Genomic DNA, 24,737 nt, shown 5'->3' with positions numbered 1-24,737 from the left:
TGGCGTGTCGAAAAATCTGTTTGGATTGCAAAGACTCTTAGGAAACTGTATGACAACATCAAAGATTATCTATACTCACACTGATGAAGCGCCAGCTTTGGCGACTAAGTCTTTCTTACCTATTATCGAAGCATTTACAAAGGCTGCCGGTATCAGTGTCGAAACTAGCGACATTTCATTAGCTGGCCGTGTGATTGCGAGCTTCCCAGAATATCTAAAGGAAGAGCAGCGTATTCCTGATGCGTTAGCGCAATTAGGCGAAATGGTGAAAAAGCCAGACGCTAACATCATCAAACTACCAAACATCAGTGCCTCTATCCCACAGCTTAAAGCGACTATTAAAGAGTTGCAGGATAAGGGTTATGCACTTCCAGATTACCCAGACAGCCCTTCGACTGATGAAGAGCGCGATATTCGCAGCCGTTACGACAAGATCAAAGGCAGTGCTGTAAACCCAGTATTGCGTGAAGGTAACTCAGATCGTCGTGCGCCGAAGGCGGTTAAGAACTTTGCAAAAAAGAACCCACACAAGATGGGTGCTTGGTCTAAAGATTCTAAATCACACGTTGCAAGCATGACTTCTGGCGATTTCCGCTCGACGGAAAAATCGACAACTTTAGACGCTGCAACTGAAGTGAAGATTGAGTTTGTTGATGACAATGGCAACATTACTGAATTAAAGCCTGCTTTCCCATTATTAGCTGGCGAAGTTATTGATTCTTCTGTCATGAGCAAAAAAGCTTTGATGGACTTCTTGGCAGAGCAGGTTGCAGAAGCTAAAGAGCAAGACGTTTTGTTTTCATTGCACATGAAAGCGACCATGATGAAGGTCTCAGACCCTATTATTTTTGGTCATGCCGTTAAAGTATTCTTTAAAGATGTTTTCGCAAAGCATGCTCCTGCTTTAGAGCAGGCTGGCGTTAATGTTAATAACGGTTTTGGTAACTTAATCAGTAACTTAGATAAGATACCTCAAGACACACGTGAAGCCATCGAAGCAGATATTAAAGCAGTTTATGAGCAAAATCCTGAACTTGCGATGGTTGATTCAGACAACGGCATCACAAACTTACACGTTCCAAGCGATGTGATTATCGATGCTTCTATGCCTGCAATGATTCGTAACTCAGGTCAAATGTGGGGCCCAGATGGCAACCCTAAAGATACCAAAGCGGTAATCCCTGATAGCAGCTATTCTGGCGTTTATAAAGCGACTATCGATTTCTGTAAAGAGCACGGTGCTTTCGACCCAACAACGATGGGTACTGTCCCTAACGTTGGCTTGATGGCGCAAAAAGCAGAAGAGTATGGTTCACACGATAAGACCTTTGAAATTCCTGCTAATGGTTCGGTTCGAGTGGTTGATACGAATGGCACAACATTGCTAGAGCACAAAGTAGAAGAAGGCGATATCTGGAGAATGTGCCAGGTGAAAGATGCCCCAATTCAAGACTGGGTGAAACTGGCGGTTAACCGCGCTCGTTTATCAGACACTCCTGCTGTATTCTGGCTAGACAAAGATCGCGCTCACGATGCAGAGTTAATCAAGAAAGTTGAAACTTACTTGAAAGATCACGATACAGACGGCTTAGAGCTACACATCATGTCGCCAATTGAAGCGACTGAGTTTACTCTGAAGCGCGTTAAAGAAGGTAAAGATACGATTTCTGTTACGGGTAACGTACTTCGTGATTACCTAACAGATTTGTTCCCAATCTTAGAGTTAGGAACAAGTGCAAAAATGTTATCGATCGTGCCGTTAATGAATGGTGGCGGCTTGTTTGAAACAGGCGCTGGCGGTTCTGCACCTAAGCACGTTCAGCAGTTCATGAAAGAAAACCACTTACGTTGGGATTCGCTTGGTGAGTTCCTAGCATTAGGTGTTTCGCTTGAGCACATGTACGAAAAGAATGGCAACAAAAAAGCAAAAGTTTTAGCTGATGCGCTAGATGTAGCGACTGAAGCTTTATTGCTTAACGGTAAATCTCCATCGCGTAAAGTGAATGAGCTTGATAACCGTGGTAGCCACTTCTACTTAGCAATGTATTGGGCACAGGAGCTTGCTAAGCAAGACGCAGATGCAGAGCTTAAGGCAGACTTTGGCAAGCTTGCTGAAGAGCTTTCTAGCAATGAACAAACCATTGTTGACGAACTGAATAAAGTTCAAGGCCAGGCGATGGACATCGGTGGTTATTACTTTACTGATGAAAAGCTTGCAGCTGATGCTATGCGTCCAAGTGCAACATTAAATAAAGCACTTGAGCTAGTTAGCTAATTCAGACTGTTCTGATTGAAGGCGCCGAAAGGCGCCTTTTTTTGTGGCAAGAAGAATTATCCTAGGCACCTTTTAAGTGCTTATAAAGTTGGTTAGTACAAAGGTGTACTTTTGTATTTGATTAATTATACTGGCTTTTTTGGACTAATCGTTGATAGGCATGATGATTGATTTACGAAGTGATACGGTAACGCAGCCGACAGAAGCCATGCGCAAGGTTATGGCAAGAGCGGCTGTTGGTGATGATGTGTTTCAGGACGATCCGACAATTAATAAGCTCGAAGAAAAGATGGCTGAGATGTCGGGCAAAGCTGATGCGTTATTCCTGCCATCAGGAACTATGTCGAACTTGGTTGCACTTTTGGCTCATTGCCAGCGTGGTGAAGAATATATCGTTGGTCAGGATTATCACACTTATCTATATGAAGCGGGCGGTGCACCGGTTTTAGGCAGTGTGGTGCCACAACCTATTACTGTAGAGCCTGACGGAAGTTTAGATTTAGCTAAGGTCGAGGCAGTTATTAAAAAGGATGACTATCATTTCGCTAGAACTAAATTGCTGTGTCTAGAAAATACCCATAACGGTAAAGTGATATCGCTTGAATACATGAAACAAGCCTATGACTTTGCCCAAGGGAAAGGGCTGGGTGTGCATTTAGACGGTGCTAGAGCCTTCAACGCGTCGGTTGCATTGGGCTGTGAACTCAAAGATTTGGCGCAGTATTCAGATTCGATATCGATATGTTTATCTAAAGGTCTAGGAGCTCCTGTTGGTTCAGTATTATGTGCTGATAAGGATACTATCAAGTGGGCGCGTCGTTGGAGAAAGATGGTTGGTGGCGGTATGCGCCAAGCGGGCGTTTTAGCCGCCGCAGGTATTTATGCACTGGATCATCATGTAGAGCGCTTAGCCAAAGATCATGCCAAAGCAAAAGTGTTAGCCGAGCGCTTGTCTCAGTTTGACGAGCTAGACGTGAAACCAGAATTAGTGCAGACGAATATGGTTTTTATTAAAACTAAACTAGAAACTGCAAAGCAGCTAGCGGACTTTCTAGCAGAGAAGGGTATTATTATTATTCCGAGCGAATCCATGCGCTGGGTCATGCATCTAGACATTTTTAGTGATCAGTTAGACTACGTCTGCCAGCAAGTTAAATCATTTTTTAATTCAAGACGCTAGTATTATTTTCTAGGTGCATCATCTTTGCACCTAGCGTTAAATAACGTAGTTGCATAATGGTGCGTTGCTTGAGGGCTTCTCTCTCAGAAGCCTCTAGATCTAACGAATCAGCGCCAGCATTGAAGACTAGAGTAACCAAGCCTTCTGCTAAGGTATAAGCCTCTAAAGGGCTATAATCAGCTTCTTGAGCTAAGTAATCGCTTAACTCTTCTTTGAAGTGACGGATCTCACGGGCAACCGCGTCTCTAAAAGCTGGCGAAATTCCCGTTCTTTCACGCAACAGTAATCTGAAAATATTAGGGTTTGTTTCCACAAATTCCATAAAAGTATCGACAGAGGTTTGAATCACACTTCCTTTTTTCTCAATACGGCTGCGTGCTTTACGCATCAGTTCACGGAGGGTAATGCCGGACTCATCGACTAAGGTTAGGCCTAAAGCTTCCATATCGTCAAAGTGGCGATAAAAGGAGGTTGGGGCGATGCCAGCCTCACGGGCAACCTCGCGCAGACTCATCATCGAAAAGCTTTGATCGGCAGACAGGTGCGCGAGTGCGGCCTGAATAATAGCCTGGCGGGTTTTTTCTTTCTGTAACGCGCGAGTGCCTAACATTTATATGCTTCTTTAGAGTTGTAATATTCCCATAGTATAGAAAACAATGCCTTAAGTGTACAGTTGTACGCTGAATTGCAATTGATTAAAACAGAAGTTATACTGTGCCCAGATTTAAGCGTACATGTGTACGCTGTTTTAAAGAGGTATATAAATGTCAGAAGCACGAGTCCACGAACAAGAGCCCCAAAAGAAGGGGCGTTACATTTGGACTAACATATTATTTTTCGGCATCAGTTTCCTAATTGCTGCCACAGTCGTACCTTGGTACGGCTTCGAGTACGGGTTTCATTGGTCTACATGGTTATGGGCAGCTGGCCTGTGGCTATTCTCAAGCACATCAATTTCTATGGGTTATCACAGACTTTGGTCACACCGAGCATTTGAAGCTAACGGCTTCTTGCGCGGTATATTGGCCTTTGGTGGTTGCCTAGCGTTACAAAACAGTGCCTTGCACTGGTCGTCTGATCACCGTATCCACCACAAACATGTGGACCATGATGAAAAAGATCCCTATTCAGCGAGTTTAGGTTTCTGGCATTCACACATTGGTTGGATTTTAAAACGTCGCAATGAGACACGTTATGATGAGCAATATGCTCGTTGTCCTGATTTAAAGCGCGACCCGATTGTCATGTTCCAACATAAGTACTATTGGTTGCTGAGCGTTGGCGCGAATGTCTTGATTCCAGCAATCTTAGGTTTAGCTTACGGCTTATTCTGGGAAATGATGTTGGTGGCAGGTGTATTCCGTTTAGTATGGTCACATCACTTAACCTTCTTCATTAACTCCTTAGCGCACATCTGGGGCTCACGACCTTATACTGAAGAAAACTCAGCTCGTGATAACTTTATTTTAGCAGTGTTGACGGGTGGTGAAGGCTATCATAATTACCATCACAAGTTCCAGTCAGATTACCGAAATGGTATTAGCTGGTGGCATTTTGACCCTTCAAAATGGTGGATTAAAGCTCTAAGTTGGGTTGGTGTAACGAAGAATCTTAAAGTCGTGAGTAACGAGAAAATCGAAAAAGCGCGCGCTGAAACTTTGTTATTAAAAGCTAAGCAGAAAGCGGCTCTTATGCCTAATGCTGAAGAGATCATGCAAAAGTTACACCACGAGTATGATCAACTGGTTACGCATCTTTCTGAGTTTTACGAAGCTAAGAAAGTGTGGCTTGAATCGAAAAAAGCTGATTTAGCACACGAAATTGCCGAAGAAAAAGCTCATTTAATTGAAAACTACGAACAGTTTAAGCTGAAACTAGAAGAGCAAAGGCTAAACTGGATGAAACTAGCTAAGCAATACGCTTAGTCGAAGTTTTGAATTATTATTGCTAAATAAAAAGCCCAGCGGTTGCTGGGCTTTTTGCTATTAAGGCCAGTAAAAAGTTACTGATCTAAATATTTTTCTGCATCAAGAGCAGCCATACAGCCTGTGCCAGCCGAAGTTACCGCTTGACGATAGACATTGTCAGAAACGTCACCAGCAGCAAATACACCTTCTACTGAAGTCGCTGTTGCGTTGCCTTGTAAGCCGCTTTTAACTTGGATGTAACCATCCTTCATTTCCAACTGACCTTCGAAGATGTCTGTATTTGGTTTGTGACCGATAGCAATAAAGACACCTTGAACTTCAAGTTCTTCAATGGAGTCATCTTGCGTACTTTTCATGCGCAGACCTGTAACACCCATTTCGTCACCAGTGACTTCTTCTAGTGTGCGGTGCCAGTGTAAAACGACGTTACCATTCTTAGCTTTCTCAAAAAGTTTGTCTTGCAGGATTTTCTCCGCACGTAACTCGTCACGACGGTGGATTAAGTGAACTTCACTGGCAAGGTTAGAGAGGTAAAGCGCTTCTTCAACCGCAGTATTACCACCGCCAACAACCGCTACTTTCTGTTGCTTGTAGAAGAACCCGTCACAAGTCGCACAAGCGGAAACACCTTTACCCATAAAGGCTTCTTCTGAAGGTAGGCCTAAATATTTTGCTGATGCGCCTGTACAGATGATGAGTGCATCACAAGTGTAAGTGCCACTATCGCCCTTAAGCGTAAATGGTCTGTTCTTAAGATCCACCTCGTTGATATGGTCAAAGATCATTTCAGTACCGAATCGCTCTGCGTGCTTTTGCATACGGATCATAAGGTCTGGACCTTGTACACCTTCGTTATCACCAGGCCAGTTATCGACGTCTGTGGTGGTTGTTAATTGTCCACCTTGTTGAAGACCTGTGATGATGGCTGGCTCTAAGTTTGCTCGAGCAGCATAAACAGCAGCGCTGTAGCCGGCTGGGCCTGAGCCTAGAATTAAACATTTAATATGGCGAGTGTCGCTCATTGATCAAATTCTCCGAAGTTCTTTAGTTTTTCCTACAGTTTGTGCCTAAATTGTAGGTATTTGTAAGCAATAAATAAACCTTTAATTGATTACCATACTCTATGGAGTCATAGAGGCCTAACTTCAAGTAATAGAAGGTCTTTATGTGCCATTTAATGCAAGTCTGCATTGCGAATAATGCAAATACGAGTTATTCTAAAATTACATTCATCATTTGTATAAGTTATGAACAGCGAAAGAGACACCATTCATCTGGATAGCGAAAAAGACATTGATCAGGTGATCCAGCAGGTTGCCAACGATATCTCTTTATATGGCTTAGATGCAGAAAAAGTTAAAGAGATCTGGCTCGATGCTTTGTTGCGCCAAGTTGCTGATAATGAACTGGAAAGACAGGCTCATTAATTATTAGCGATTAGCAGGCTGATTGCTGTTTAGAAGAGTACTCCGCCGACTTTTTGATAATTTCCTGTAAAACATTGGTATCAACATCGGCAAGCTTATTGATATATAAGCAAGCTTTGCTGGTTTTGTGCTTTCCTAGGCGTTCAAACAACTCAGGATATTGGTGAATCCCAGCCATCACATATAGGGTCAGGTTTTGTTTTCTTGGAGAAAAACCGACAAGAAATATATCGCCCTCATGGCCACTGGCGTATTTATAGTGATACTCTCCAAAGCCAATCATGCTGTCGCCCCACATTTTTGCTTCAAATCCAGTTTGCTGTTGCATCATCTCTAACAACGCGAAGGAATCTTTTCTTTTTTGTTCAGGTTCAACCTGGTTTAAAAACTCAACTACAGATTTTCCTGTGGGTTGGGTTTTGTTTTCTTTTTTGGCCATCGTTTTATCCTTGTGTAGTAGGGGATAATAGTCGCTTAACAGTGTTAAGCATAACACCAGCATCTTTATAATCGATAGGAATTGCAGTAAAGGTTTGGTTATCTTGCAAAGTTAGTGAAGGAAAGCCATTAGCGGATAGCGTCCTATACAGTGCGATTTGTTTGTGTAGCTCTTCTTCAGTTTTTGCTGAAGCTATATCTTTTTTGAAGGCCATTAGGTCTAGCTCAAGTTCTTCGGCGAGAAGTATATGGGTACTGATGTCAGAAGGGTTAAGAGCTCTAAGGTAGTAGGCGCGTTGTAGTGCATCGATCATAGCTTTTTCTTTGCCTTGGTTCGAGGCAGCAATAACGGCCCTGCACGCAGGGTAAGTGGAGCGGCGTGGGGTGCATTGTTCCCAGAAATCAAAGTTAAAGGTGGTGCCCAATAATTTGTGTATGCGCTTCCAGTATTGTTGTAAAGTATCTTGCAGTTCTTGGGGCATAGGTGCGTCACTATCGGGAGCTAAACCACCTAAGACATACTGGATCTCAAGCTCGCTTCCAAACTCCAGCGTTAAACCTTGCTCTAAATCACTCAAGGTTGGAGCAAAACCCCAGCACCAACTGCACATAGGGTCATGAAAATAAAAGAGTTTTTTGATCATAGTTAAATCGTAAAAATTACAAGAATTTATAAAATAATACTTTACATCCCGTCAGTATATAGTATTCTAAGCCGGCTGGTTAAAATAACAGCTATTACGAAAGATACACATGTTCGATGCTACACCAAAGTTCGCTAAAGAATCACTTCTTTGACTTGCTTAATTCGTACCCTCGCTATTTGTTATCTAAGTTAGTGCCGTTTTTATCTCAGTAACACCCGCGTAATCAGCCTTTATGGGTTTAGCGCAAACATTAATTTTAAGCAAATTAGCTTTGGAGAAATAACATGTCAAAAGTAACTGGTACAGTTAAGTGGTTCAACGAGTCAAAAGGTTTTGGTTTCATCGAGCAAGAAGCAGGCGAAGACGTATTTGTACACTTCCGCGCTATTCAAGGTGACGGTTTCAAAACTTTAGCAGAAGGCCAACAGGTTGAGTTCGAAATCGAGCAAGGCCCTAAAGGCGCTCAAGCTGCTAACGTTACTAAAGTATAATTATACTTTAAACGTTTATAAAAAAGCCGCTCAAATGAGCGGCTTTTTTGATCCTGTCTTTCTCGGTTAACTCACTTTACTCTAGATTTCGATTACTACAGCTCTACCATAAGCCCTAGTACCTATTATTTCTTCTTTAATACCTCAGTCATTTGAGATATCCATAAATCCTTTTGTATCAGTTTCGTATGAATTTAGTATCAAGCTGTACAAAATGTACGCCCGACACAGATATATATTTATTTATGATTAATCTAGGAATGGTGTTGTCGGCGTTTTTTCTGCCACGACACAAGATAACTCAGTTTCTGTGCGACATACAGTTTTAGGGGGAGTGTATGAATAAATTTCAATTTTATAAATCATTGGGGGTAGTGGGACTTTTTGTAGCTACCAGTATGAATTTGACGGTGCATGCCGCTGACGATAATAGTTCAAGCCAAGTATCAGTGGCTAAAACACAGATCTCGCAGCAGGTCGACCAAGCGCTGACAAAGCAACAAGTTGTCTATGACTATGATGAGATGCTCAGCTTTGATGTGCAAGAATACCTTGAAGAGAATGCTCCGCATCTCGCGGATAAAGCAGAAATCATCTCACACTACGCAGGTTATTCATCGATCAGCCCTAAGCTATTAATTGCTTTAATGGAGCAGGAAAGTGGCTTAGTTAGTTCATCGAAAGCTAGCAACAACACAGCAAGGCCATTTGGCATTCTTTCGAGCAAAGCAGGCTTTAGAGAGCAAGTAGAAGATATTAGCTCAAGACTAGCGATGGAGTTCTATAAAGGGCATTCCTACGCGCAAACAGGCGTCAACGAGAAGCGAACTACAGATCTTGACGCTGTAAAAGCTATCAAAGCAATTTTAGCACCTAAGTACAGTTCTAATGCCGATAGTGCCATGAAGTTTTCTCAATCAACCCATGCTAAAGCAGTAATATCCGTAGGACAAACCTACAACAAACTATTCGGCGATGCCGATTCTAAGGTCAAATCGAACTCTGAGAGCCAGCAAAAGATCTCGAATATTGATGACTATTTTCAACTACCTTACTTGGTTGGTGAAACCTGGCGAAATGGTGGAACCCATACAAATAACGGTAGTGGTAGCTACCCTCAGTCGTCACTAGACTTTAATGATGGCGGTCGTTGGGGTGATAACCTAAGACATATTTGGGTAACGGCAGCAGCGCCAGGTACGGTGAAATACCATTCGTCGTGCTTTATGGAGGTTATTCACGAAGGTGGCTGGTCTACAACCTATTATCACTTAGAAAACATCCAATACGGCACTAATGCCACGGTTGATCGAAATACACGAATCGCTAACTATGCGGATACAAGAGGCCAAGCCTTGTGTAATGGTGGCCAATCTACAGGCCCACATTTGCATTTCTCGCTTAAGCAAAATGGACAATATTACCATTTAGACGGCGTTAAGTTATCGGGGTATAAAGTTGATGCAGGCCGTAATAGCTACGACAGCGATTGTAACTATTTTTGGTTAGAGCGTAACGGGCAACGTTATTGTGCTTGGACTAATGTTTACAACTATGGCGTTTCAGATGAACCACCAGGTGGTGGTGATACCTATACAGGTTACTTAAACCATCGTGGACAGGCTTTTGAGCCTGATGGCAGCTATTTCTACTATAACGGCGGTACTATAGACTTGTCTTTAACAGGCCCCTCTAATGTTGATTTCGATTTAGCCCTTTGGAAGTGGATTAATGGTCGTTGGTACTCAGTTGCTGCATCAACCACGCCAAACTCATCGGAAAGCATTAACTACCGCGCTGGTGCAGGTTATTACACCGTTAGAGTCAATTCTTACAGTGGCTCAGGTAATTACAGCTTAACAATTGATAAGTAAGTTCAGGCAATTCTCAGTAAGTGTTTAAGCCGCTCTTAGGAGCGGCTTTTTATTTACCGGTATTCCTCTGGGCTGAAACCTGCTTTTTCAAAAGCTGTGTCGATATAAAGTTGATAGTCTGTCCATAATTTTTGTCTTTGTTCCTTGCTCAAGTTAGTAATGTCGATCCTTTTCTCACAAGTTTGTTGATATAAGTAATCCTCCCATTTTTGGACTTCTGGAAAGCTTCTTCCATCAGCAAACTCAATTTTTATAACTTCTACTCTCGGTAAGCGAAGAGGGTTAGCGAGATATTCCTCGAAATAGCGAGATTTCATAAGAAGGTCGTGTGGTGTTGCTTTGTTTTGAGTAATATCGTAGTGAATTTTAAAGTTAATAAAAAATATCGTCATCAGAGATATAAATAAACTACAAATTATGTATTGCCATACTTTATATGAAGTGCAGTTTTTATTTAGGATAGATACTAAAAGCTCAATACCCAGCCACAAACCTATGAAGCCGAATAGGGATACAAACCAGCGGTAAGGGGTAGTTGGTAGCTTGGTTTCAAACCAAAATTCGATATACGTCCAACAGTAGTTATACATGATAGTAGTAATAAAAATAATCCAAAAGATGATGAAACTGACGAAGCAGGTAAGGTTTAAGGTTGCTAGCCTGAGGTTCTGATCCATAGAATTAATATTGTTATTTCCGTGCACCAGATTATAGAGCAGCTATGTTCAAAGACAATACTACAACTGCGGGATATTGTTGCTGTATTTTGCGAATTTTATATGTTTATATATCAAAAAATAACTGTAACTTAGGATAATAAGTGAAAATTGCATACCATGCGGATGATGCCCTTGATGCACAGTTAATTTCAGATCTGCTAAATAACGGTGGTATCTTTGCGCAAGTTAGAGGAGCTGGAATGCAGGGCGCGGTCGGAGAAGCGGCAGCTATGGGAAACGTTAAAGTTTGGGTAAAGGATGAAGACCTAGCTGAAGCTAAGGTGATTATTGAAAACTGGGGTAACGCATCGTTTGTCGATGAAGAGGATGCAGAATTGTTTAAAGATGATGATGAGTTTTCTGTTCCGCAACAACAAGATCCAAATCACTCAAGTAACACGGTACTTAGTGCCAGCATGTTTTTGATATTTCTGCTCCTTGTTTTAGCTGCTTTCTTAAAGATGTAAAAAAAGCCGCTCAAGAGCGGCTTTTATATAACACGATTATATAAGGTACTTATTATAAAGTGTCGTAGCTGATTTCTAATGCGTCTTTAGGATCGACATAGTCGTAGCCTAAGTTATCGGCAACAGAGCGCTCAGTTACTTGGCCCTTATAAACGTTTAAGCCATTCAATAGGTGTGGATCGCTAGCAAGTGCTTCACGGTAACCTTTGTTGGCGATTTGAATAATGTATGGAAGCGTTACGTTATTCAAGGCAAAGGTTGAAGTGCGTGGAACCGCGCCAGGCATGTTAGCAACACAGTAATGTACTACGTCATGTTTGATAAACGTTGGTTCTGCGTGAGTAGTGGCTTTTGATGTTGCGAAACAGCCACCTTGGTCGATAGCAACATCCACAAGTACCGCGCCAGGTTTCATTTTCTTAACCATATCTTCGGTAACAAGCTTAGGTGCTGCTGCGCCAGGAATTAGTACGCCACCGATCACTAAATCAGCTGTGGTTACTTCTTGCTCTAGTGACTCTTGGCTTGAGAATAGTGTTTCAACGCGTGAGCCAAACTCTGCGTTTACTCGGCGTAGGGCATCAATACTGCGGTCTAGGACTACGACGCGAGCGCCTAAGCCAACAGCCATACGAATAGCGTTACTACCAACCATACCTGCGCCAATCACCACACATTTTGCAGGGGATACGCCTGGTACGCCACCTAACAGCATGCCTAAACCACCGCGTGATTTCTCTAAGCACTGAGCACCAGCTTGGATCGACATACGACCAGCCACTTCTGACATAGGTGCTAATAGCGGCAAGCCACCATTTCTACCTGTGACAGTTTCATAGGCAATACAAACGGCGCCAGACTTCACTAAATCTTCAGTTTGAGGCTGATCCGGAGCAAGGTGTAGGTAGGTAAATAAAATTTGGTCTTTACGTAGAAGCTTACGCTCTTCCGCCAAAGGTTCTTTAACCTTAACGATCATATCTGCCTTGGCAAACACTTCTTCAGGGGTATCTAAAATGGTTGCGCCAGCTTCGATGTAATCTTCATCGGTAAAACCGATACCAGCACCAGCATTTGTCTCAACGACCACTTGGTGGCCATGGGCAATTACTTCACGAACACTACCAGGAACCATGCCAGCACGGTATTCATGGTTTTTGATTTCTTTAGGTACACCGATCAACATAATATAGCTCCAAATTGACGGTTAAGTTGAACCCTTTTGGGGGGCGGTAAAAATCGCTATTATAGTGCTGTTTATACAGTTTTATTTGCTAAAGTTTGCCGTTATATAGTATAAATAACTATATTTGGTTGAAAAATAGCATAAAAACTCTATGAAAGTTAAAAGTGGCAGTAAGCAGATTCTTGATCGAATAGACCACAGAATTCTGATGGAATTGCAGGCAAATGGTCGGATCTCGAACGTTGAGCTTGCTAAACTTGTCGGCTTAAGCGCCACACCCTGCCTAGAGAGGGTGAAGCGCCTTGAAAAAGATGGCTTCATCGAAGGGTATTCCGCGAAACTTAATCCCAATAAACTGTCCTTTTCGTTACTGGTCTTTGCCGAAATTAGACTGATTAATACATCGCCACATATGTTTACTGAATTTAAAGAGGCGGTTTCTAAAATTCCAGAAATACTCGAGTGTCATTTGGTCTCAGGTGATTTTGATTACCTGCTTAAAGCGCGTGTAGGAGATATGCAGGCATACCGAAAGTTGTTAGGGGAAACCTTGTTAACCTTACCTGGTGTCAGAGCTTCACGCTCTTACATGGTCATGGAGGAGGTTAAAGAAACTAGCGTCTTGCCGATTTCTACGAAAACCTCGAATGACTAGGTATTTTACTGATTTGTTTAACTATTAGCGTTTTTGCATTAACCTGCTTGAGATAGCTGAAACTTCGACTAGAATGGTAGCAGAGATAAATTAGGATATTACATTGAGCAAAACTAAAACAAAACAAGCTGCAACAAAAAAGAAAGATATTCAGTTAGATTCAAGAGCAATACTTCGTAAACGACTTAGTGAAGGCGGAATGATCATTCTCGTCACTATTGCTTTGTTTCTATTATTGGCTTTGTTGAGCTATAACCCCAACGACCCAGGTTCCTTTACCAATGGTAACGGCGATCCCGTGCGCAATGCAGCGGGCAAGGGCGGTGCCTGGTTTGCGGACTTCTTTTTGCACCTATTTGGCTACTTAGCTTATTTAATTCCTCTTGTGGTCGCCTATTTTGGATATTTGCTCTATAGCGAACGTAAAGAAGAAGCTAGTCATCCAAAGAGTTTTTGGATCATAAAGAGTATCGGGCTGGTAATCGCTATCATCGCTGGCGCCGGCTTGTTATATCAACACTTTGCTGATCGCTGTGTCGCTGGTTTAGAAGTTTGCCTACAGCAAATAGAGATCGTCTACTTTTCAGGCGGTATATTAGGTAAAGCCATCGTCAGCGCTATAATTGGCTCATTAGGTATTTATGGTACTACCTTAATCCTTTTGGCTTTGTTCCTGTCTGGTGTAACTCTATTTACCGGAATTTCATGGCTTAAAATCATGGATACAGTCGGTAGCTGGACCCTCAATAGTATTTCGAGATTCAAGGAATGGTACGCTAACTTCAAAGAGAAACGACAAGAAGAAAAAGACGTCAAGCAGGTGGTGGTTAAGCGCAAAGAAGCGATTAAACAGGACAAAACTAAACGCGAAAAGCGCAAGCCGGTAAAAATTGAACCCAAAGTAGCATCGGTGCCACCGAGCGCGAAAATTGAAAAAAAGACTCGTCAAAAGCCATTGTTTGAAGGCGCTGGCGAAGGGCCTTTCCCGCGCATGGAATTACTCGATGAGCCTGAACCACCAAAAAATCATTACTCGGAAGAGTCGCTAGAAGCGATGTCGCGACTGGTCGAGCTCAAATTAAAAGACTTTAATGTGGATGCCGAGGTGATGGAAGTGCACCCAGGCCCGGTGATTACACGCTTTGAGCTAGAATTAGCCCCTGGCGTAAAGGTCAGTAAGATTTCTAACTTAGCCAAAGACTTGGCGAGATCATTGTCGACTATCTCGGTTCGTGTGGTCGAGGTTATCCCAGGCAAAACTTACGTTGGGATCGAAATACCCAACGAAACGCGCGAAATCGTACGTTTGCGTGAAGTTCTAGCTTGTGACGAGTTTGAAAAGTCAAAATCACCGCTCAGTATGGCTTTAGGCAAAGATATCGCTGGTAATCCAGTGGTTGTGAATATGGCTAAAATGCCACACTTATTAGTCGCCGGTACGACGGGTTCTGGTAAGTCGGTCGGTGTTAACGCCATGATTATCAGTATGCTTTATAAGTCGCCACCTGAAGATCTGCGGATGATCATGATTGACCCTAAGATGCTAGAACTTAGTGTTTATGAGGGGATTCCTCACCTGTTGTGCGAGGTGGTGACAGACATGAAAGACGCCGCCAATGCACTGCGTTGGTCGGTTGGTGAAATGGAGCGACGTTATCGCCTGATGTCTGCCCTAGGTGTGCGTAATTTGGCGGGCTATAACAAAAAGGTTAAAGATGCCATTAAAGCAGGGGAGCCCATTAAAGATCCATTATGGCAACCAACGGACGGCCTAGAAGAAGAGCCTCCAATACTAGAAAAGTTACCTTCGATTGTTATCGTTATTGACGAATTAGCCGATATGATGATGATTGTCGGTAAAAAAGTTGAAGAGCTTATCGCGCGTATTGCACAAAAGGCTCGTGCTGCAGGAATTCACTTAATTCTAGCAACGCAAAGACCATCGGTAGATGTTATCACCGGCCTAATTAAAGCCAATATTCCATCGCGCATTGGTTTCCAAGTCTCTTCAAAGATTGACTCAAGGACCGTGCTCGATCAAACCGGCGCTGAACAATTACTCGGTATGGGTGATATGTTATATCTCCCTGGTGGCAGTAATATTCCGACACGTGTGCATGGCGCATTTGTGGATGACGATGAAGTCCACCGCGTTGTCGAAGATTGGAAGCAGCGTGGCGAACCTGATTACATTGAAGAAGTAATTAGCGGCACTAGCGAAGTCCCCGTGCCTGGTATTCCAGGTATGGAAGGCGAAGATAGCGAGCAAGATGAATTATTCGACCAAGCTGTGGCAATTGTTACAGAGAGTCGTCGTGCCTCAATTTCTGGAATCCAGCGTCGTTTGAAAATTGGCTATAACCGTGCCGCTAGAATGGTTGAGGCGATGGAGGCTGCGGGAATTGTTTCGGAGATGGGAAGCAATGGGGCTAGAGAGGTGTTAGCACCGCCCCCACCAAAGGATTAGTTTGAGCTAGCTTACTTGTATCTACTTTGTTAAAAGCTATTTTTCAGTGCTCATTTACACTGTGTAAACTGCGCGTGAAAAATAGCTTTTGCCGCGTATCTACAGCGCCGCTTACGCTCAAATGCTATCTTGGAGGGTTTCCTTATTATGCTGGCGGGATGATAACTATAGTATTCATCTGCACAAAGCTGAGCGTTAAATTAATTAAGTGACATTTATTAAGTCATTATTCAGCCTTAGGGCTGTATAACGGTAAACAATTAAAAGCCTTTTGTAAGGGTAAACTATGAAATTTTTATTTGAACAATCGCTGCGTATTTTGACTCTTGGCTTTAGTTTGCTGTTTGCAAGCTTAAGCGTACAGGCCGATGCCGCGCATAAATTACAAGAAAAACTCGACAATATCAGTAGCTATAAAGCGACTTTTACGCAAGAAATACGCGATGAATTTAACATCGTTTTAGATTCTTCAAACGGTTACTTTGAATTACAACGTCCAAAACAGTTTCGCTGGGTGGTGAAAGATCCTTATGAGCAGGAAATTGTCGCAGATGGTGTTAATTTGTGGCAGTTTGACCGTGATATTGAGCAGATTAATGTATCAGGTCTAGATGCCAGCTTAGACACGACACCTGCTGCTATTTTAACGAAAGATAAGGTCGATATCGTCGATGATTATAATGTGGCAGAAATAGCTTCTGACACGCCCAGTACCTCAATTTTCCAGTTAAGCTCTAAAGCTGAAGATGCTTTGTTTGAAAGGTTATTAATAGAGTTCAATGGCGATGATTTAGTCGCTTTACAGGTTAGTGATAACCTTGGTCAAAGCACTTTGATTGAGTTTTCAGATGTAGATTTAGAACCAGAGTTCGCTGATGACCACTTTACCTTTGTTGCACCACAAGGAGTAGATGTCATTGATAATCGCAAAGAAGTGGCGGACAATGCTGATAACTAATCAAGCAATGTTTATTAACGTCAATGAGCGAACAAAATCAACTGTTTGACGACTCACAAGTCTATGCACCTCTGGCCGATCGTATGCGTCCTCAACGAATTGAGGATTATGTCGGCCAAGAGCACCTGCTTTCGAAAGGCAAACCACTTTTTCAAGCAATAGAGGCACAAAAGCCTTTTTCAATGATCTTCTGGGGCCCCCCCGGAACCGGTAAAACCACCTTAGCTCGTTTGATCGCGAACACTTCTAACGCGCACTTTATAACCATTTCCGCCGTATTGGCAGGCGTTAAGGATATTCGCGCTGCAGTTGAAGAAGCTAAGCAATACCAAGCACAAGGCAAGCAAACTTTACTGTTTGTCGATGAGGTACACCGTTTTAATAAGGCGCAGCAAGATGCGTTCTTGCCCTATGTCGAAAACGGTACCGTGACTTTTATTGGCGCTACCACTGAGAACCCATCCTTTGAGCTAAACAACGCATTGCTGTCACGCGCTCGTGTATTTGTCCTTAAAAATCTATCTAATGAAGCTTTAAAACAATTACTAGACCGTGCGATTAGTGATACAGAGCATGGTTTGGGTAATCTAAACCTGAGCATTGAGCCTGAGTCCGCAGACATTCTAATTCAGGCTGCTGACGGTGATGGCCGGCGTCTACTTAATATTCTTGAATTGTCCTCTGAACTCGCTTTAGCGGACAATGAGCAGTCACCAAAGATTAATCATAAAATTCTTGAAGAAACGCTCACTCAATCTTTGCGCCGATTTGATAAGGGTGGTGAGCATTTTTATGATCAGATTTCCGCCTTACATAAGTCAGTTCGTGGCAGCGATCCAAACGCTGCGCTTTATTGGTATTGCCGTATGCTCGATGGCGGTTGCGATCCCTTGTACGTCGCGAGAAGAGTGGTGCGCATGGCGAGTGAGGATATAGGAAATGCTGATCCACGCGGTTTGACTATGGCGCTCAATGCGTGGGATGTTCAAGAACGCTTAGGAAGTCCCGAAGGTGAGTTAACCATTGCACAAGCCATTCTATATTTAGCCTGCGCCCCTAAAAGTAACGCTGTATATAGCGCTTATAATCAGGCGCGAAAAGACGTAAGCAATGAACCAAGCTATGAAGTCCCGATGCATATTCGAAATGCTCCAACAAGTCTGATGAAAGATCTGGAGTATGGCGCTGGTTATCGTTATGACCATAACGAACCGGATGCTTTTTCGGCGGGCCAAGAGTACTTCCCTGAGCAAAAACGGCCAGTAGATTATTATCAGCCAGTACCAAGAGGTCTGGAAAAAAAGATTGCTGAAAAGATGGCTTGGCTACAGCAACGAACTGACGAAGCGCGGAGAAGGAGATAGCATGAACTGGGTAGTGATTGGTGCTATAGGTGCCGGTGGTGCACTTGGAGCCATTGCGCGCTTTAAAATTCGTGATTTGTCTGAGTGGCTGTTTGGTGATTATTTTCTGTACGGAACCCTGATCGCTAATGTTATCGGCTGCTTTATGGCTGGGTTTTTGATCAGTTATTGGCAGAGTGGACAAGTCTCCATGACTTTAAAAGAGGGCGTGCTTATCGGCTTTTTAGGTGCTTTGACAACCTTCTCAAGCTTTTCTGTGGAAACCATGACACTCCTTCAACAGCAGTTTTGGTTCAAAGCTGGCGCAAATATTCTAGGAAATTTAGTACTTTGCTTGCTTTTCGTGTTTGTTGGCGCTTGGCTTGGTGGTAGAATGTCGAGCTAAATCTTGACTAAACTCATAAATTCTAATGCTTGATCCAAAATTATTACGTAATGACATTGAAGCTGTAGCTGCAAACCTTGCTAAACGTGGGTTTGAATTGGACGTTGCTACTTACCAAAAACTGGAAGGCGAGCGTAAAAAGCTCCAGGTAGACACTCAAGAATTACAAAATGAGCGTAACACACGCTCCAAGTCCATTGGACAAGCAAAAGCCCGTGGCGAAGATATTCAGCCTTTACTAGATCAAGTTGCTGACTTAGGCAAAAAGCTTGATAGCGCAAAAGAGCGCTTAAGCGAAGTGATGACTGAGCTGGATGATATGCTGGCTGGCATTCCTAACATCCTGGATGAGTCAGTGCCATTTGGTAAAGACGAAGATGATAATGTTGAAGTTCGTCGCTGGGGCACGCCGAAAGAGTTTTCTTTTGAACCAAAGGATCACGTCGAAATTGGCGAAGGTCTTGGCGGCATCGATTTCGCTAGTGCGGCTAAGATTTCAGCGAGTCGCTTTGTGGTTAAGAAGGGGGTTGTCGCTAAATTACATCGTGCATTAATCCAGTTCATGTTAGATCTTCATAGTAAAGAGCATGGTTATGAAGAGATTTATGTGCCTTATATGGTTAATGCAGAAAGTTTAACCGGTACGGGACAGTTGCCTAAGTTCGAAGAGGACTTGTTTAAAGCTCAGGGTAAAAACCAAGACGGTAAGCAGCTTTATATGATTCCTACGGCTGAAGTTCCTGTGACTAATATGGTGCGTGATGAAATTGTAGAGGCTGATGCCTTGCCGATGAAGTTTACAGCCCATACACCGTGCTTTAGAAGTGAAGCAGGTTCTTACGGTCGTGACGTTCGTGGTTTGATTCGTTTGCATCAATTCGAAAAAGTTGAGCTGGTTAAAATGACTAAGCCAGAAGAGTCGATGCAAGCTTTAGAGGACTTAGTTGGCCACGCCGAAAAAGTACTCCAATTGCTTGAATTGCCTTATCGTGTTGTCAATTTATGTTCAGGCGATATTGGATTTGGTGCGACTAAAACTTATGATATCGAAGTGTGGTTACCAAGCCAGAATACTTACCGTGAGATATCTTCATGCAGTAATACTGGAGACTTCCAAGCAAGACGTATGCAAGCTCGTTGGAGAAACCCAGAAACTGGCAAGCCAGAACTTCTGCATACACTAAATGGCTCTGGTCTAGCGGTTGGTAGAACATTAGTAGCCGTGTTAGAGAATTACCAGAAAGAAGATGGCTCTATTGATATTCCTGAGGTTCTAAAGCCATACTTAGATTAAAAATAAAAAAGCTGCCTTGTGCAGCTTTTTTTATGACTGTTTATCGTTCCGATATCGCATGGATTTACAAAGTTTTTCGTATTGAGGGAATACTTGTTTAAGACTAGTGGTAGACTGTTTGTATCAAAAAGTTTTTAATAAGACTGTATCGCTGACATTTCACCTTTATAGAATAAGGAATAATGAATACTTTCAACATAGTGTTTCAAAGACTAAGTGCTATTCTAGCTCTGCTGCTTTCCCTTGTTATTGCAGTACCCAACTCTCATGCCGCAAGCTCAAACGATCCTCTGAATTTATTAAACCAACAAAAGAATAGTGAAGAAGAATCTGTTCCTAGCTTCAAAGATATGAGCAACCGTTGGTGGAACCAATATCAGGAGCTAGAAGAAGCGAAGACTTTTGAAAACGAATTTAAACAATTTGTTGATAAGCTAGAAAAAGCCGCTAAAGAAGTTGAGGGAGAAAAACGGGGCGAGTTACTAGAAAGAGTCGCTATCATTCGAAACTTGGCTCAAGAATACAAAAAACTCCGTTATCAAAAGAAAGAAAGTTCGGATATTCCTGGAGAACTGGTTTTAAAAGAATCTTACTCCGTGCAAGAGTATTTAGAGATAAACCAGCTAATCCAGCAGGTGGATTACTTATTAAGCCAGACTCAGGATGAAATCGCTCGTGTCAAAGAAAGTATTGGGCAAACCTCAGAAACGATCGATGTTTTAAAAGTTTCTTATCTAAACAGCGATACTGGAGGTCTTGAGCAACTCGGGATTGTCTTGAACTGGGTCAACAGTCAATTAAGTAAAGTTATTGAAGAAGAGCTGCTAAAAAACCTCGAAGCGAGAGAAGATAAACTTAATAACGAGTTGTTGAGTCTAGAGGAGACGCTAGAGTCTGCTAAACAGAGACTTACGATAGAGCCGTACCCAGAGGATGCTCGTAAAAAGCTAATAGCTGAAAAAGATGAGTTGGACGATGACCTCAAGCAGTTAAACCTAAAGCTCAGTCGTGATATTTCAGAAACCAGTATTGGCTTTACCAGTTATGAAATTCTGAAACTTGATTTAGCTTTGACTCTGCTCGCTTATCATGAGGTCTTGCTTAAACTAGAACGTGCAAATGATCAGGATAAGCTTGCCGAAATTGCAATTTTAGAGTCTCCTGAAGATGCGGATCTTGATGAAGTGAAATTGGCTATTGCTGATTCGGAAGAAGCGGTTCGTTTAGCAGAGGCAGAAGTGGTTAAAGCTGAGACCTTAGCTAGGGATACCTTATTATCGTCTGACATTGCATTGCGTCAGCAGTCCACTAAGGATGTTAAGAAACTACAAAAACTGTCAGATCAAAGACGACAAAAAGCTCAACATATATTACGAGCTATTTCCGATGTTCGTGCAACCATTAGCGATAATCAGTTAATACTAGCAATGCTGACTGATATTGAAGATAAACAGCAGACTGGGCTCAATAAGACATGGGATTCAGTAAAAGAATTTACTGTTGACGCATGGGATGCCACGGTACAGTTTGCCAACAAGCCACTATTTAGTATTAACGAGCGTCCAATCACTTTACTGCCCTTAATCCAATTATTTTTTATCGTTCTTGTTGGTTACTTAGTATCTAAGCTCGTTAGTTTTATTATTCATCGTTTTGAGAAGCGCCATAAGATTAAAAATAGCTCAGGACTGTATTTGCTTCATCGTTTAATCCATTACTTGATTATTTTTATTGCCGCCGTGGCTGGTTTTAGTGCCCTAGGATTAAACTTGAGTAATTTAACACTGATTGCTGGTGCATTATCAGTTGGTATCGGTTTTGGTTTGCAGAACTTAGTAAGTAACTTTGTTTCTGGTTTAACCATCATGTTTGAAAAAACATTAAAGGTTGGTGATTATATCGAGCTAGAAGACGGTACTACTGGACAAGTTAAAGAAATCAAGACACGAAGCACACGAATTAACACCAATGACAATATTGATGTCATTATTCCAAACTCTTACATGGTCACCAATATTGTTACCAACTGGACCTTAAAAGAGTCTACTAGACGCGTAAAAATACCTTTTGGTGTTGCTTATGGAACGGACAAAGATATCGTCAAAAAGGCAGCCATGGAAGCCGCCACTAACGTCCAGTACACCTTACGAAATGTTCCAGGTAAGGAGCCTGAAGTATGGCTTACCGAATTTGGTGATAATAGTATCAACTTCTTGCTATTAGTTTGGGTAGCTCATTTTGGCGTTCGCAGACCGACACGCATTAAAAGTATTTATATGTGGGAACTGGATACCGCTCTTAAAAAATACGGTATTGATATCCCTTTCCCACAACGCGATGTGCACCTAAATATAGTAAAAGATGGCGACAAAGATTCCAGTTCATTGCCGCTACAATCTATTACTGGTGAATCACTACCTACTAAAAATGATAACAACAAAAGTAAAGACGACTAACAACAATTATAACCACTACAAAAGAGCCATAATATGAGGTCATCATGCGTATAAAAATATTATTCCCATTAATTCTAATGCTATTAATGACGTCAGCGTCCAGCGGGGAAGAGCTTAAAGCCTTTGTTGGTGGGATGCTGGTTGATGGTACAGGCGGGAAGGTTATTCATGACAGCGTTATTTTGGTTAAAGGCGAACGTATTGTAGCTGTCGGCACTGAAAAAGAGCTGCCAGTACCGGAAGGTTACCAAACTATTTCGACAGAAGGGATGACTGTTTTACCGGGCTTGTGGGATATGCATGTGCACCTGATGATCAATGGGCACTCCGATTATAAATACTGGGATAAAGCCTATATTAACAAGCTTGGTAACGAAATTATGCCAGCTTCCGCTGAGCAGTTATTGCTAGCGGGGGTAACTAGCGCACGCGATTTAGGTGCGCCCCTTAAAGAGTCGCAACAGATTAAAGAAGCGATTAACAATGGCGAGTTAAGTGGTCCAAGAATGTTTATGTCTGGACCATTCTTACAACACAAGCCATACCCTGGTAAAGAAGCATTCCGCTGGGGCATTTCTAGCGAGCGTGATGCTAGGAACAAAGTTCGTAAACTTAAAGATGCTGGCATGGATGTGGTAAAACTTATTGACCATGATGTTATGTCTTTGTCGCATGCTAAAGCCGTTGTGGATGAAGCGCATAAGTTGGGTATGAAGGTTGTCGGACACTCTCATAAACCTGATGAAATTAGGGTTGGTTTAAAAATTGGGGTCGATAACTTTGAGCATACTGGGCTTACCACGGCTCCAGAGTACCCAGATGATATTATGACAATGCTTAAAGAAAGGACAGCGAAGGGGCGCATCAGTGGTGGGCCTTTGTTCTGGACGCCTACGGTTGAAGGCTTGTGGAATTACGAATATGTAAGAGAGAACTCAGAAGAGCTTGATAATCGATGTTGGACGAGAGGGTTAAGCAAAGAAACAGTTGATGATATTAAGCAATCAATTCTACACCCCGAGCGGCTTAGCTATATGCAGCTAACGCCTAAAAGAAAACCAACCCTAAAGAAAAAATTTAACCAGTTGCGCAACAGTGGAGCTATTTTGTTAGTGGGCACAGACAGTGGTATCCCTATGAAGTTTCATTGTCAGTCCACCTGGCACGAGCTACAGGTTTGGGTAGACGAGTTTAACGTTCCGGTAATGGAGGCAATTCAGGCTGCGACCTATTGGCCTGCGAAGTTCATGGGCGTAGAGCAAGACTTGGGAACAGTTGTTCCAGGTAAGTATGCAGACATTATTGCTGTAAAGGGGGACGCGTTGAAGTATATTAATCTATTGCAACACGTTGACTTAGTCGTGAAGGGCGGGACTATTTATAAAGAAAAGGGGATGCCTAAGGAGGAAAATCTAACTCTAAAATACCCTGATGCATGAGATGAATATTAATACAGCCGGTTAAATACCGGCTTTAACTTTTATGAAGCTAATTATAAGGACCTCAATAAGCACTCCGTTTCCTGCCAGCCAATACAGCTATCGGTAATTGATTGCCCATAAGTTAGATTTTCGGAGAGAGACTGATTCCCTTCGACTAAGTGACCTTCTAACATTATGCCTTTGATTGCTTGATTACCGTTTGAAATTTGCTCCATCACACTCTTGGCTACCATAGGTTGTTTCTTAAAGTCTTTACTAGAGTTACCGTGACTAGCATCAATAATAATGCGTGGAGGAAGATTGGCTTGCTTCAGTTGTTTAATACAAGCTTCTACACTGGCTGAGTCATAGTTCGGCTTTTTGCCACCACGAAGAATAATGTGTGAATAAGGATTACCGGTGGTGTGCAAAAGGGCGGTGTTGCCACCATTATCAATACCAATAAAAGTGTGAGGCGATTGCGCGCTAATAATAGCGTTTACTGCGGCTGATAAAGAACCGTCGGTACTATTTTTAAAGCCAACGGGCATGGATAAGCCAGATGCCATTTCTCGGTGTGTATGAGATTCGGTTGTTCGAGCACCAACAGCTGACCAGCTAATCAAGTCAGCAATATACTGTGGCGTTACTGGATCTAGAGCCTCGGTTGCTGTCGGCAAACCTAATTCCGCAATCCAAGCAAGTAGTTCACGAGCCTTGTATAAACCTAGATTCATATCGTTGCTGCCATCTAAATTTGGATCATTGATTAACCCTTTCCAGCCTACGCTTGTTCTAGGTTTCTCGAAGTAAGCCCTCATCACGATAAACAGCTTGTCTGATAACTCATCGTGAAGCTTTTTCAAGCGATGAGCATATTCCTTAGCGCTGTCTATATCGTGAATGGAGCAAGGGCCAGCGATAATCAAGGTACGTTCGTCTTTACCGTCTAATATCCGCTGGATTGTATTGCGGCCTTGAATGACTGTCTTGGCAGACTTCTCAGTTAATGGGACTTTAATTTTTAATGCTTCTGGAGTTGTCAGCAAATCAAGCCTATGAATATTTTTATTATGAATAGTATTGTTAGGTGTCATCATAAACC

General features: G+C 42.5%; 22 protein-coding genes. 15 read left to right on the top strand and 7 right to left on the bottom strand.

The window, feature by feature from the left end:
- Positions 1-49: 49 nt before the first annotated feature.
- Together DL796_RS11275 and ltaE are read left to right on the top strand one after the other, a co-directional pair.
- Complete coding sequence (locus DL796_RS11275; protein WP_110201792.1) at positions 50-2,275, top strand: NADP-dependent isocitrate dehydrogenase; 2,226 nt, start codon at positions 50-52, stop codon at positions 2,273-2,275.
- 163 nt (positions 2,276-2,438) lie between these two features.
- Positions 2,439-3,455 (top strand): low-specificity L-threonine aldolase, encoded by a 1,017-nt coding sequence (ltaE, locus tag DL796_RS11270; RefSeq protein ID WP_110201791.1) that lies wholly within the window; start codon positions 2,439-2,441, stop codon positions 3,453-3,455.
- Here ltaE and fabR read toward each other — a convergent pair.
- Complete coding sequence (gene fabR, locus DL796_RS11265) at positions 3,439-4,065, bottom strand: HTH-type transcriptional repressor FabR (protein WP_110201790.1); 627 nt, start codon at positions 4,063-4,065, stop codon at positions 3,439-3,441. The two genes, ltaE and fabR, sit on opposite strands and share 17 nt — an antisense overlap.
- A 154-nt stretch (positions 4,066-4,219) precedes the next feature.
- Between fabR and DL796_RS11260 the strand changes: the two genes are divergently transcribed.
- Positions 4,220-5,380 carry an acyl-CoA desaturase gene (locus DL796_RS11260; RefSeq protein WP_110201789.1) on the top strand — a complete coding sequence of 387 codons (1,161 nt, stop codon included), beginning with the start codon at positions 4,220-4,222 and terminating at the stop codon, positions 5,378-5,380.
- Between the two features lie 77 nt (positions 5,381-5,457).
- On the opposite strand, the gene trxB is transcribed toward DL796_RS11260, so the two are convergent.
- On the bottom strand, positions 5,458-6,405 hold the full coding sequence (trxB, locus tag DL796_RS11255) for a thioredoxin-disulfide reductase (RefSeq protein ID WP_110201788.1): 948 nt from the start codon (positions 6,403-6,405) through the stop codon (positions 5,458-5,460).
- Between the two features lie 225 nt (positions 6,406-6,630).
- Here trxB and DL796_RS11250 point away from each other — a divergent pair, with 225 nt between their 5' ends.
- On the top strand, positions 6,631-6,810 hold the full coding sequence (locus DL796_RS11250) for a hypothetical protein (RefSeq protein ID WP_110201787.1): 180 nt from the start codon (positions 6,631-6,633) through the stop codon (positions 6,808-6,810).
- A 10-nt stretch (positions 6,811-6,820) separates the two neighbouring features.
- Here DL796_RS11250 and DL796_RS11245 read toward each other — a convergent pair whose 3' ends face one another.
- Together DL796_RS11245 and DL796_RS11240 are read right to left on the bottom strand one after the other, a co-directional pair.
- The gene (locus tag DL796_RS11245; RefSeq protein ID WP_110201786.1) at positions 6,821-7,249 is read right to left on the bottom strand and encodes a DUF1801 domain-containing protein; all 429 of its coding nucleotides are present in this window, start codon (positions 7,247-7,249) and stop codon (positions 6,821-6,823) included.
- A gap of 4 nt (positions 7,250-7,253) precedes the next feature.
- Positions 7,254-7,892 carry a DsbA family protein gene (locus DL796_RS11240; protein WP_110201785.1) on the bottom strand — a complete coding sequence of 213 codons (639 nt, stop codon included), beginning with the start codon at positions 7,890-7,892 and terminating at the stop codon, positions 7,254-7,256.
- Positions 7,893-8,179: 287 nt separating this feature from the next.
- Here DL796_RS11240 and DL796_RS11235 point away from each other — a divergent pair, with 287 nt between their 5' ends.
- Both DL796_RS11235 and DL796_RS11230 read left to right on the top strand, forming a co-directional pair.
- Positions 8,180-8,386, top strand: coding sequence for a cold-shock protein (locus DL796_RS11235; RefSeq protein ID WP_110201784.1), 207 nt, complete (start codon positions 8,180-8,182; stop codon positions 8,384-8,386).
- Positions 8,387-8,724: 338 nt separating this feature from the next.
- A complete protein-coding gene (locus DL796_RS11230; protein ID WP_227593069.1) occupies positions 8,725-10,260 on the top strand; it encodes a M23 family metallopeptidase in 1,536 nt (511 codons plus the stop codon).
- Between the two features lie 53 nt (positions 10,261-10,313).
- Here DL796_RS11230 and DL796_RS11225 read toward each other — a convergent pair whose 3' ends face one another.
- A complete protein-coding gene (locus DL796_RS11225) occupies positions 10,314-10,652 on the bottom strand; it encodes a hypothetical protein (RefSeq protein WP_146205088.1) in 339 nt (112 codons plus the stop codon).
- 428 nt (positions 10,653-11,080) lie between these two features.
- On the opposite strand from DL796_RS11225, the gene DL796_RS11220 reads away from it, so the two are divergent.
- Complete coding sequence (locus tag DL796_RS11220; protein WP_110201782.1) at positions 11,081-11,446, top strand: putative signal transducing protein; 366 nt, start codon at positions 11,081-11,083, stop codon at positions 11,444-11,446.
- A gap of 52 nt (positions 11,447-11,498) precedes the next feature.
- Here DL796_RS11220 and ald read toward each other — a convergent pair whose 3' ends face one another.
- On the bottom strand, positions 11,499-12,632 hold the full coding sequence (gene ald / locus DL796_RS11215) for an alanine dehydrogenase (protein ID WP_110201781.1): 1,134 nt from the start codon (positions 12,630-12,632) through the stop codon (positions 11,499-11,501).
- A 151-nt stretch (positions 12,633-12,783) separates the two neighbouring features.
- On the opposite strand from ald, the gene lrp reads away from it, so the two are divergent.
- The 8 genes from lrp to DL796_RS11175 all read left to right on the top strand — a co-directional run bounded on the left by lrp (position 12,784) and on the right by DL796_RS11175 (position 23,650).
- Positions 12,784-13,287 carry a leucine-responsive transcriptional regulator Lrp gene (gene lrp / locus DL796_RS11210; protein ID WP_110201780.1) on the top strand — a complete coding sequence of 168 codons (504 nt, stop codon included), beginning with the start codon at positions 12,784-12,786 and terminating at the stop codon, positions 13,285-13,287.
- A gap of 148 nt (positions 13,288-13,435) precedes the next feature.
- Positions 13,436-15,754 (top strand): DNA translocase FtsK, encoded by a 2,319-nt coding sequence (locus DL796_RS11205; protein ID WP_406946428.1) that lies wholly within the window; start codon positions 13,436-13,438, stop codon positions 15,752-15,754.
- A 286-nt stretch (positions 15,755-16,040) separates the two neighbouring features.
- Complete coding sequence (lolA, locus tag DL796_RS11200; RefSeq protein WP_110201778.1) at positions 16,041-16,712, top strand: outer membrane lipoprotein chaperone LolA; 672 nt, start codon at positions 16,041-16,043, stop codon at positions 16,710-16,712.
- A gap of 23 nt (positions 16,713-16,735) precedes the next feature.
- Positions 16,736-18,076, top strand: coding sequence for a replication-associated recombination protein A (locus DL796_RS11195; RefSeq protein ID WP_110201777.1), 1,341 nt, complete (start codon positions 16,736-16,738; stop codon positions 18,074-18,076).
- A 1-nt stretch (position 18,077) separates the two neighbouring features.
- Positions 18,078-18,461 carry a fluoride efflux transporter CrcB gene (gene crcB / locus DL796_RS11190; protein ID WP_110201776.1) on the top strand — a complete coding sequence of 128 codons (384 nt, stop codon included), beginning with the start codon at positions 18,078-18,080 and terminating at the stop codon, positions 18,459-18,461.
- A gap of 25 nt (positions 18,462-18,486) precedes the next feature.
- Positions 18,487-19,755 (top strand): serine--tRNA ligase, encoded by a 1,269-nt coding sequence (gene serS / locus DL796_RS11185; protein ID WP_110201775.1) that lies wholly within the window; start codon positions 18,487-18,489, stop codon positions 19,753-19,755.
- A gap of 182 nt (positions 19,756-19,937) precedes the next feature.
- On the top strand, positions 19,938-22,211 hold the full coding sequence (locus DL796_RS11180; RefSeq protein WP_110201774.1) for a mechanosensitive ion channel domain-containing protein: 2,274 nt from the start codon (positions 19,938-19,940) through the stop codon (positions 22,209-22,211).
- 44 nt (positions 22,212-22,255) lie between these two features.
- Positions 22,256-23,650 (top strand): amidohydrolase family protein, encoded by a 1,395-nt coding sequence (locus tag DL796_RS11175; protein WP_170114258.1) that lies wholly within the window; start codon positions 22,256-22,258, stop codon positions 23,648-23,650.
- A gap of 53 nt (positions 23,651-23,703) precedes the next feature.
- Here DL796_RS11175 and DL796_RS11170 read toward each other — a convergent pair whose 3' ends face one another.
- Entirely contained in the window at positions 23,704-24,732 is a 1,029-nt protein-coding gene (locus DL796_RS11170) for a 3-deoxy-7-phosphoheptulonate synthase (protein ID WP_320158222.1), read from the bottom strand.
- Between the last annotated feature and the right edge of the window lie 5 nt (positions 24,733-24,737).

This window comes from Kangiella spongicola (assembly GCF_003194565.2).
GTDB lineage: Bacteria > Pseudomonadota > Gammaproteobacteria > Enterobacterales > Kangiellaceae > Kangiella > Kangiella spongicola.
Note: the sequence above shows the minus strand (reverse complement) of the source record. Positions and strands in the feature narration are given on the sequence as shown.

Excerpts from the sequence above, each read along its gene's own strand:
- DL796_RS11275 (WP_110201792.1), top strand. The coding sequence starts at position 50 with ATGACAACATCAAAGATTATCTATACTCACACTGATGAAGCGCCAGCT.
- ltaE (WP_110201791.1), top strand. The coding sequence starts at position 2,439 with ATGATTGATTTACGAAGTGATACGGTAACGCAGCCGACAGAAGCCATG.
- fabR (WP_110201790.1), bottom strand. The coding sequence starts at position 4,065 with ATGTTAGGCACTCGCGCGTTACAGAAAGAAAAAACCCGCCAGGCTATT.
- DL796_RS11260 (WP_110201789.1), top strand. The coding sequence starts at position 4,220 with ATGTCAGAAGCACGAGTCCACGAACAAGAGCCCCAAAAGAAGGGGCGT.
- trxB (WP_110201788.1), bottom strand. The coding sequence starts at position 6,405 with ATGAGCGACACTCGCCATATTAAATGTTTAATTCTAGGCTCAGGCCCA.
- DL796_RS11250 (WP_110201787.1), top strand. The coding sequence starts at position 6,631 with ATGAACAGCGAAAGAGACACCATTCATCTGGATAGCGAAAAAGACATT.
- DL796_RS11245 (WP_110201786.1), bottom strand. The coding sequence starts at position 7,249 with ATGGCCAAAAAAGAAAACAAAACCCAACCCACAGGAAAATCTGTAGTT.
- DL796_RS11240 (WP_110201785.1), bottom strand. The coding sequence starts at position 7,892 with ATGATCAAAAAACTCTTTTATTTTCATGACCCTATGTGCAGTTGGTGC.
- DL796_RS11235 (WP_110201784.1), top strand. The coding sequence starts at position 8,180 with ATGTCAAAAGTAACTGGTACAGTTAAGTGGTTCAACGAGTCAAAAGGT.
- DL796_RS11230 (WP_227593069.1), top strand. The coding sequence starts at position 8,725 with ATGAATAAATTTCAATTTTATAAATCATTGGGGGTAGTGGGACTTTTT.
- DL796_RS11225 (WP_146205088.1), bottom strand. The coding sequence starts at position 10,652 with ATGACGATATTTTTTATTAACTTTAAAATTCACTACGATATTACTCAA.
- ald (WP_110201781.1), bottom strand. The coding sequence starts at position 12,632 with ATGTTGATCGGTGTACCTAAAGAAATCAAAAACCATGAATACCGTGCT.
- lrp (WP_110201780.1), top strand. The coding sequence starts at position 12,784 with ATGAAAGTTAAAAGTGGCAGTAAGCAGATTCTTGATCGAATAGACCAC.
- lolA (WP_110201778.1), top strand. The coding sequence starts at position 16,041 with ATGAAATTTTTATTTGAACAATCGCTGCGTATTTTGACTCTTGGCTTT.
- DL796_RS11195 (WP_110201777.1), top strand. The coding sequence starts at position 16,736 with ATGAGCGAACAAAATCAACTGTTTGACGACTCACAAGTCTATGCACCT.
- crcB (WP_110201776.1), top strand. The coding sequence starts at position 18,078 with ATGAACTGGGTAGTGATTGGTGCTATAGGTGCCGGTGGTGCACTTGGA.
- serS (WP_110201775.1), top strand. The coding sequence starts at position 18,487 with ATGCTTGATCCAAAATTATTACGTAATGACATTGAAGCTGTAGCTGCA.
- DL796_RS11180 (WP_110201774.1), top strand. The coding sequence starts at position 19,938 with ATGAATACTTTCAACATAGTGTTTCAAAGACTAAGTGCTATTCTAGCT.
- DL796_RS11175 (WP_170114258.1), top strand. The coding sequence starts at position 22,256 with ATGCGTATAAAAATATTATTCCCATTAATTCTAATGCTATTAATGACG.
- DL796_RS11170 (WP_320158222.1), bottom strand. The coding sequence starts at position 24,732 with ATGATGACACCTAACAATACTATTCATAATAAAAATATTCATAGGCTT.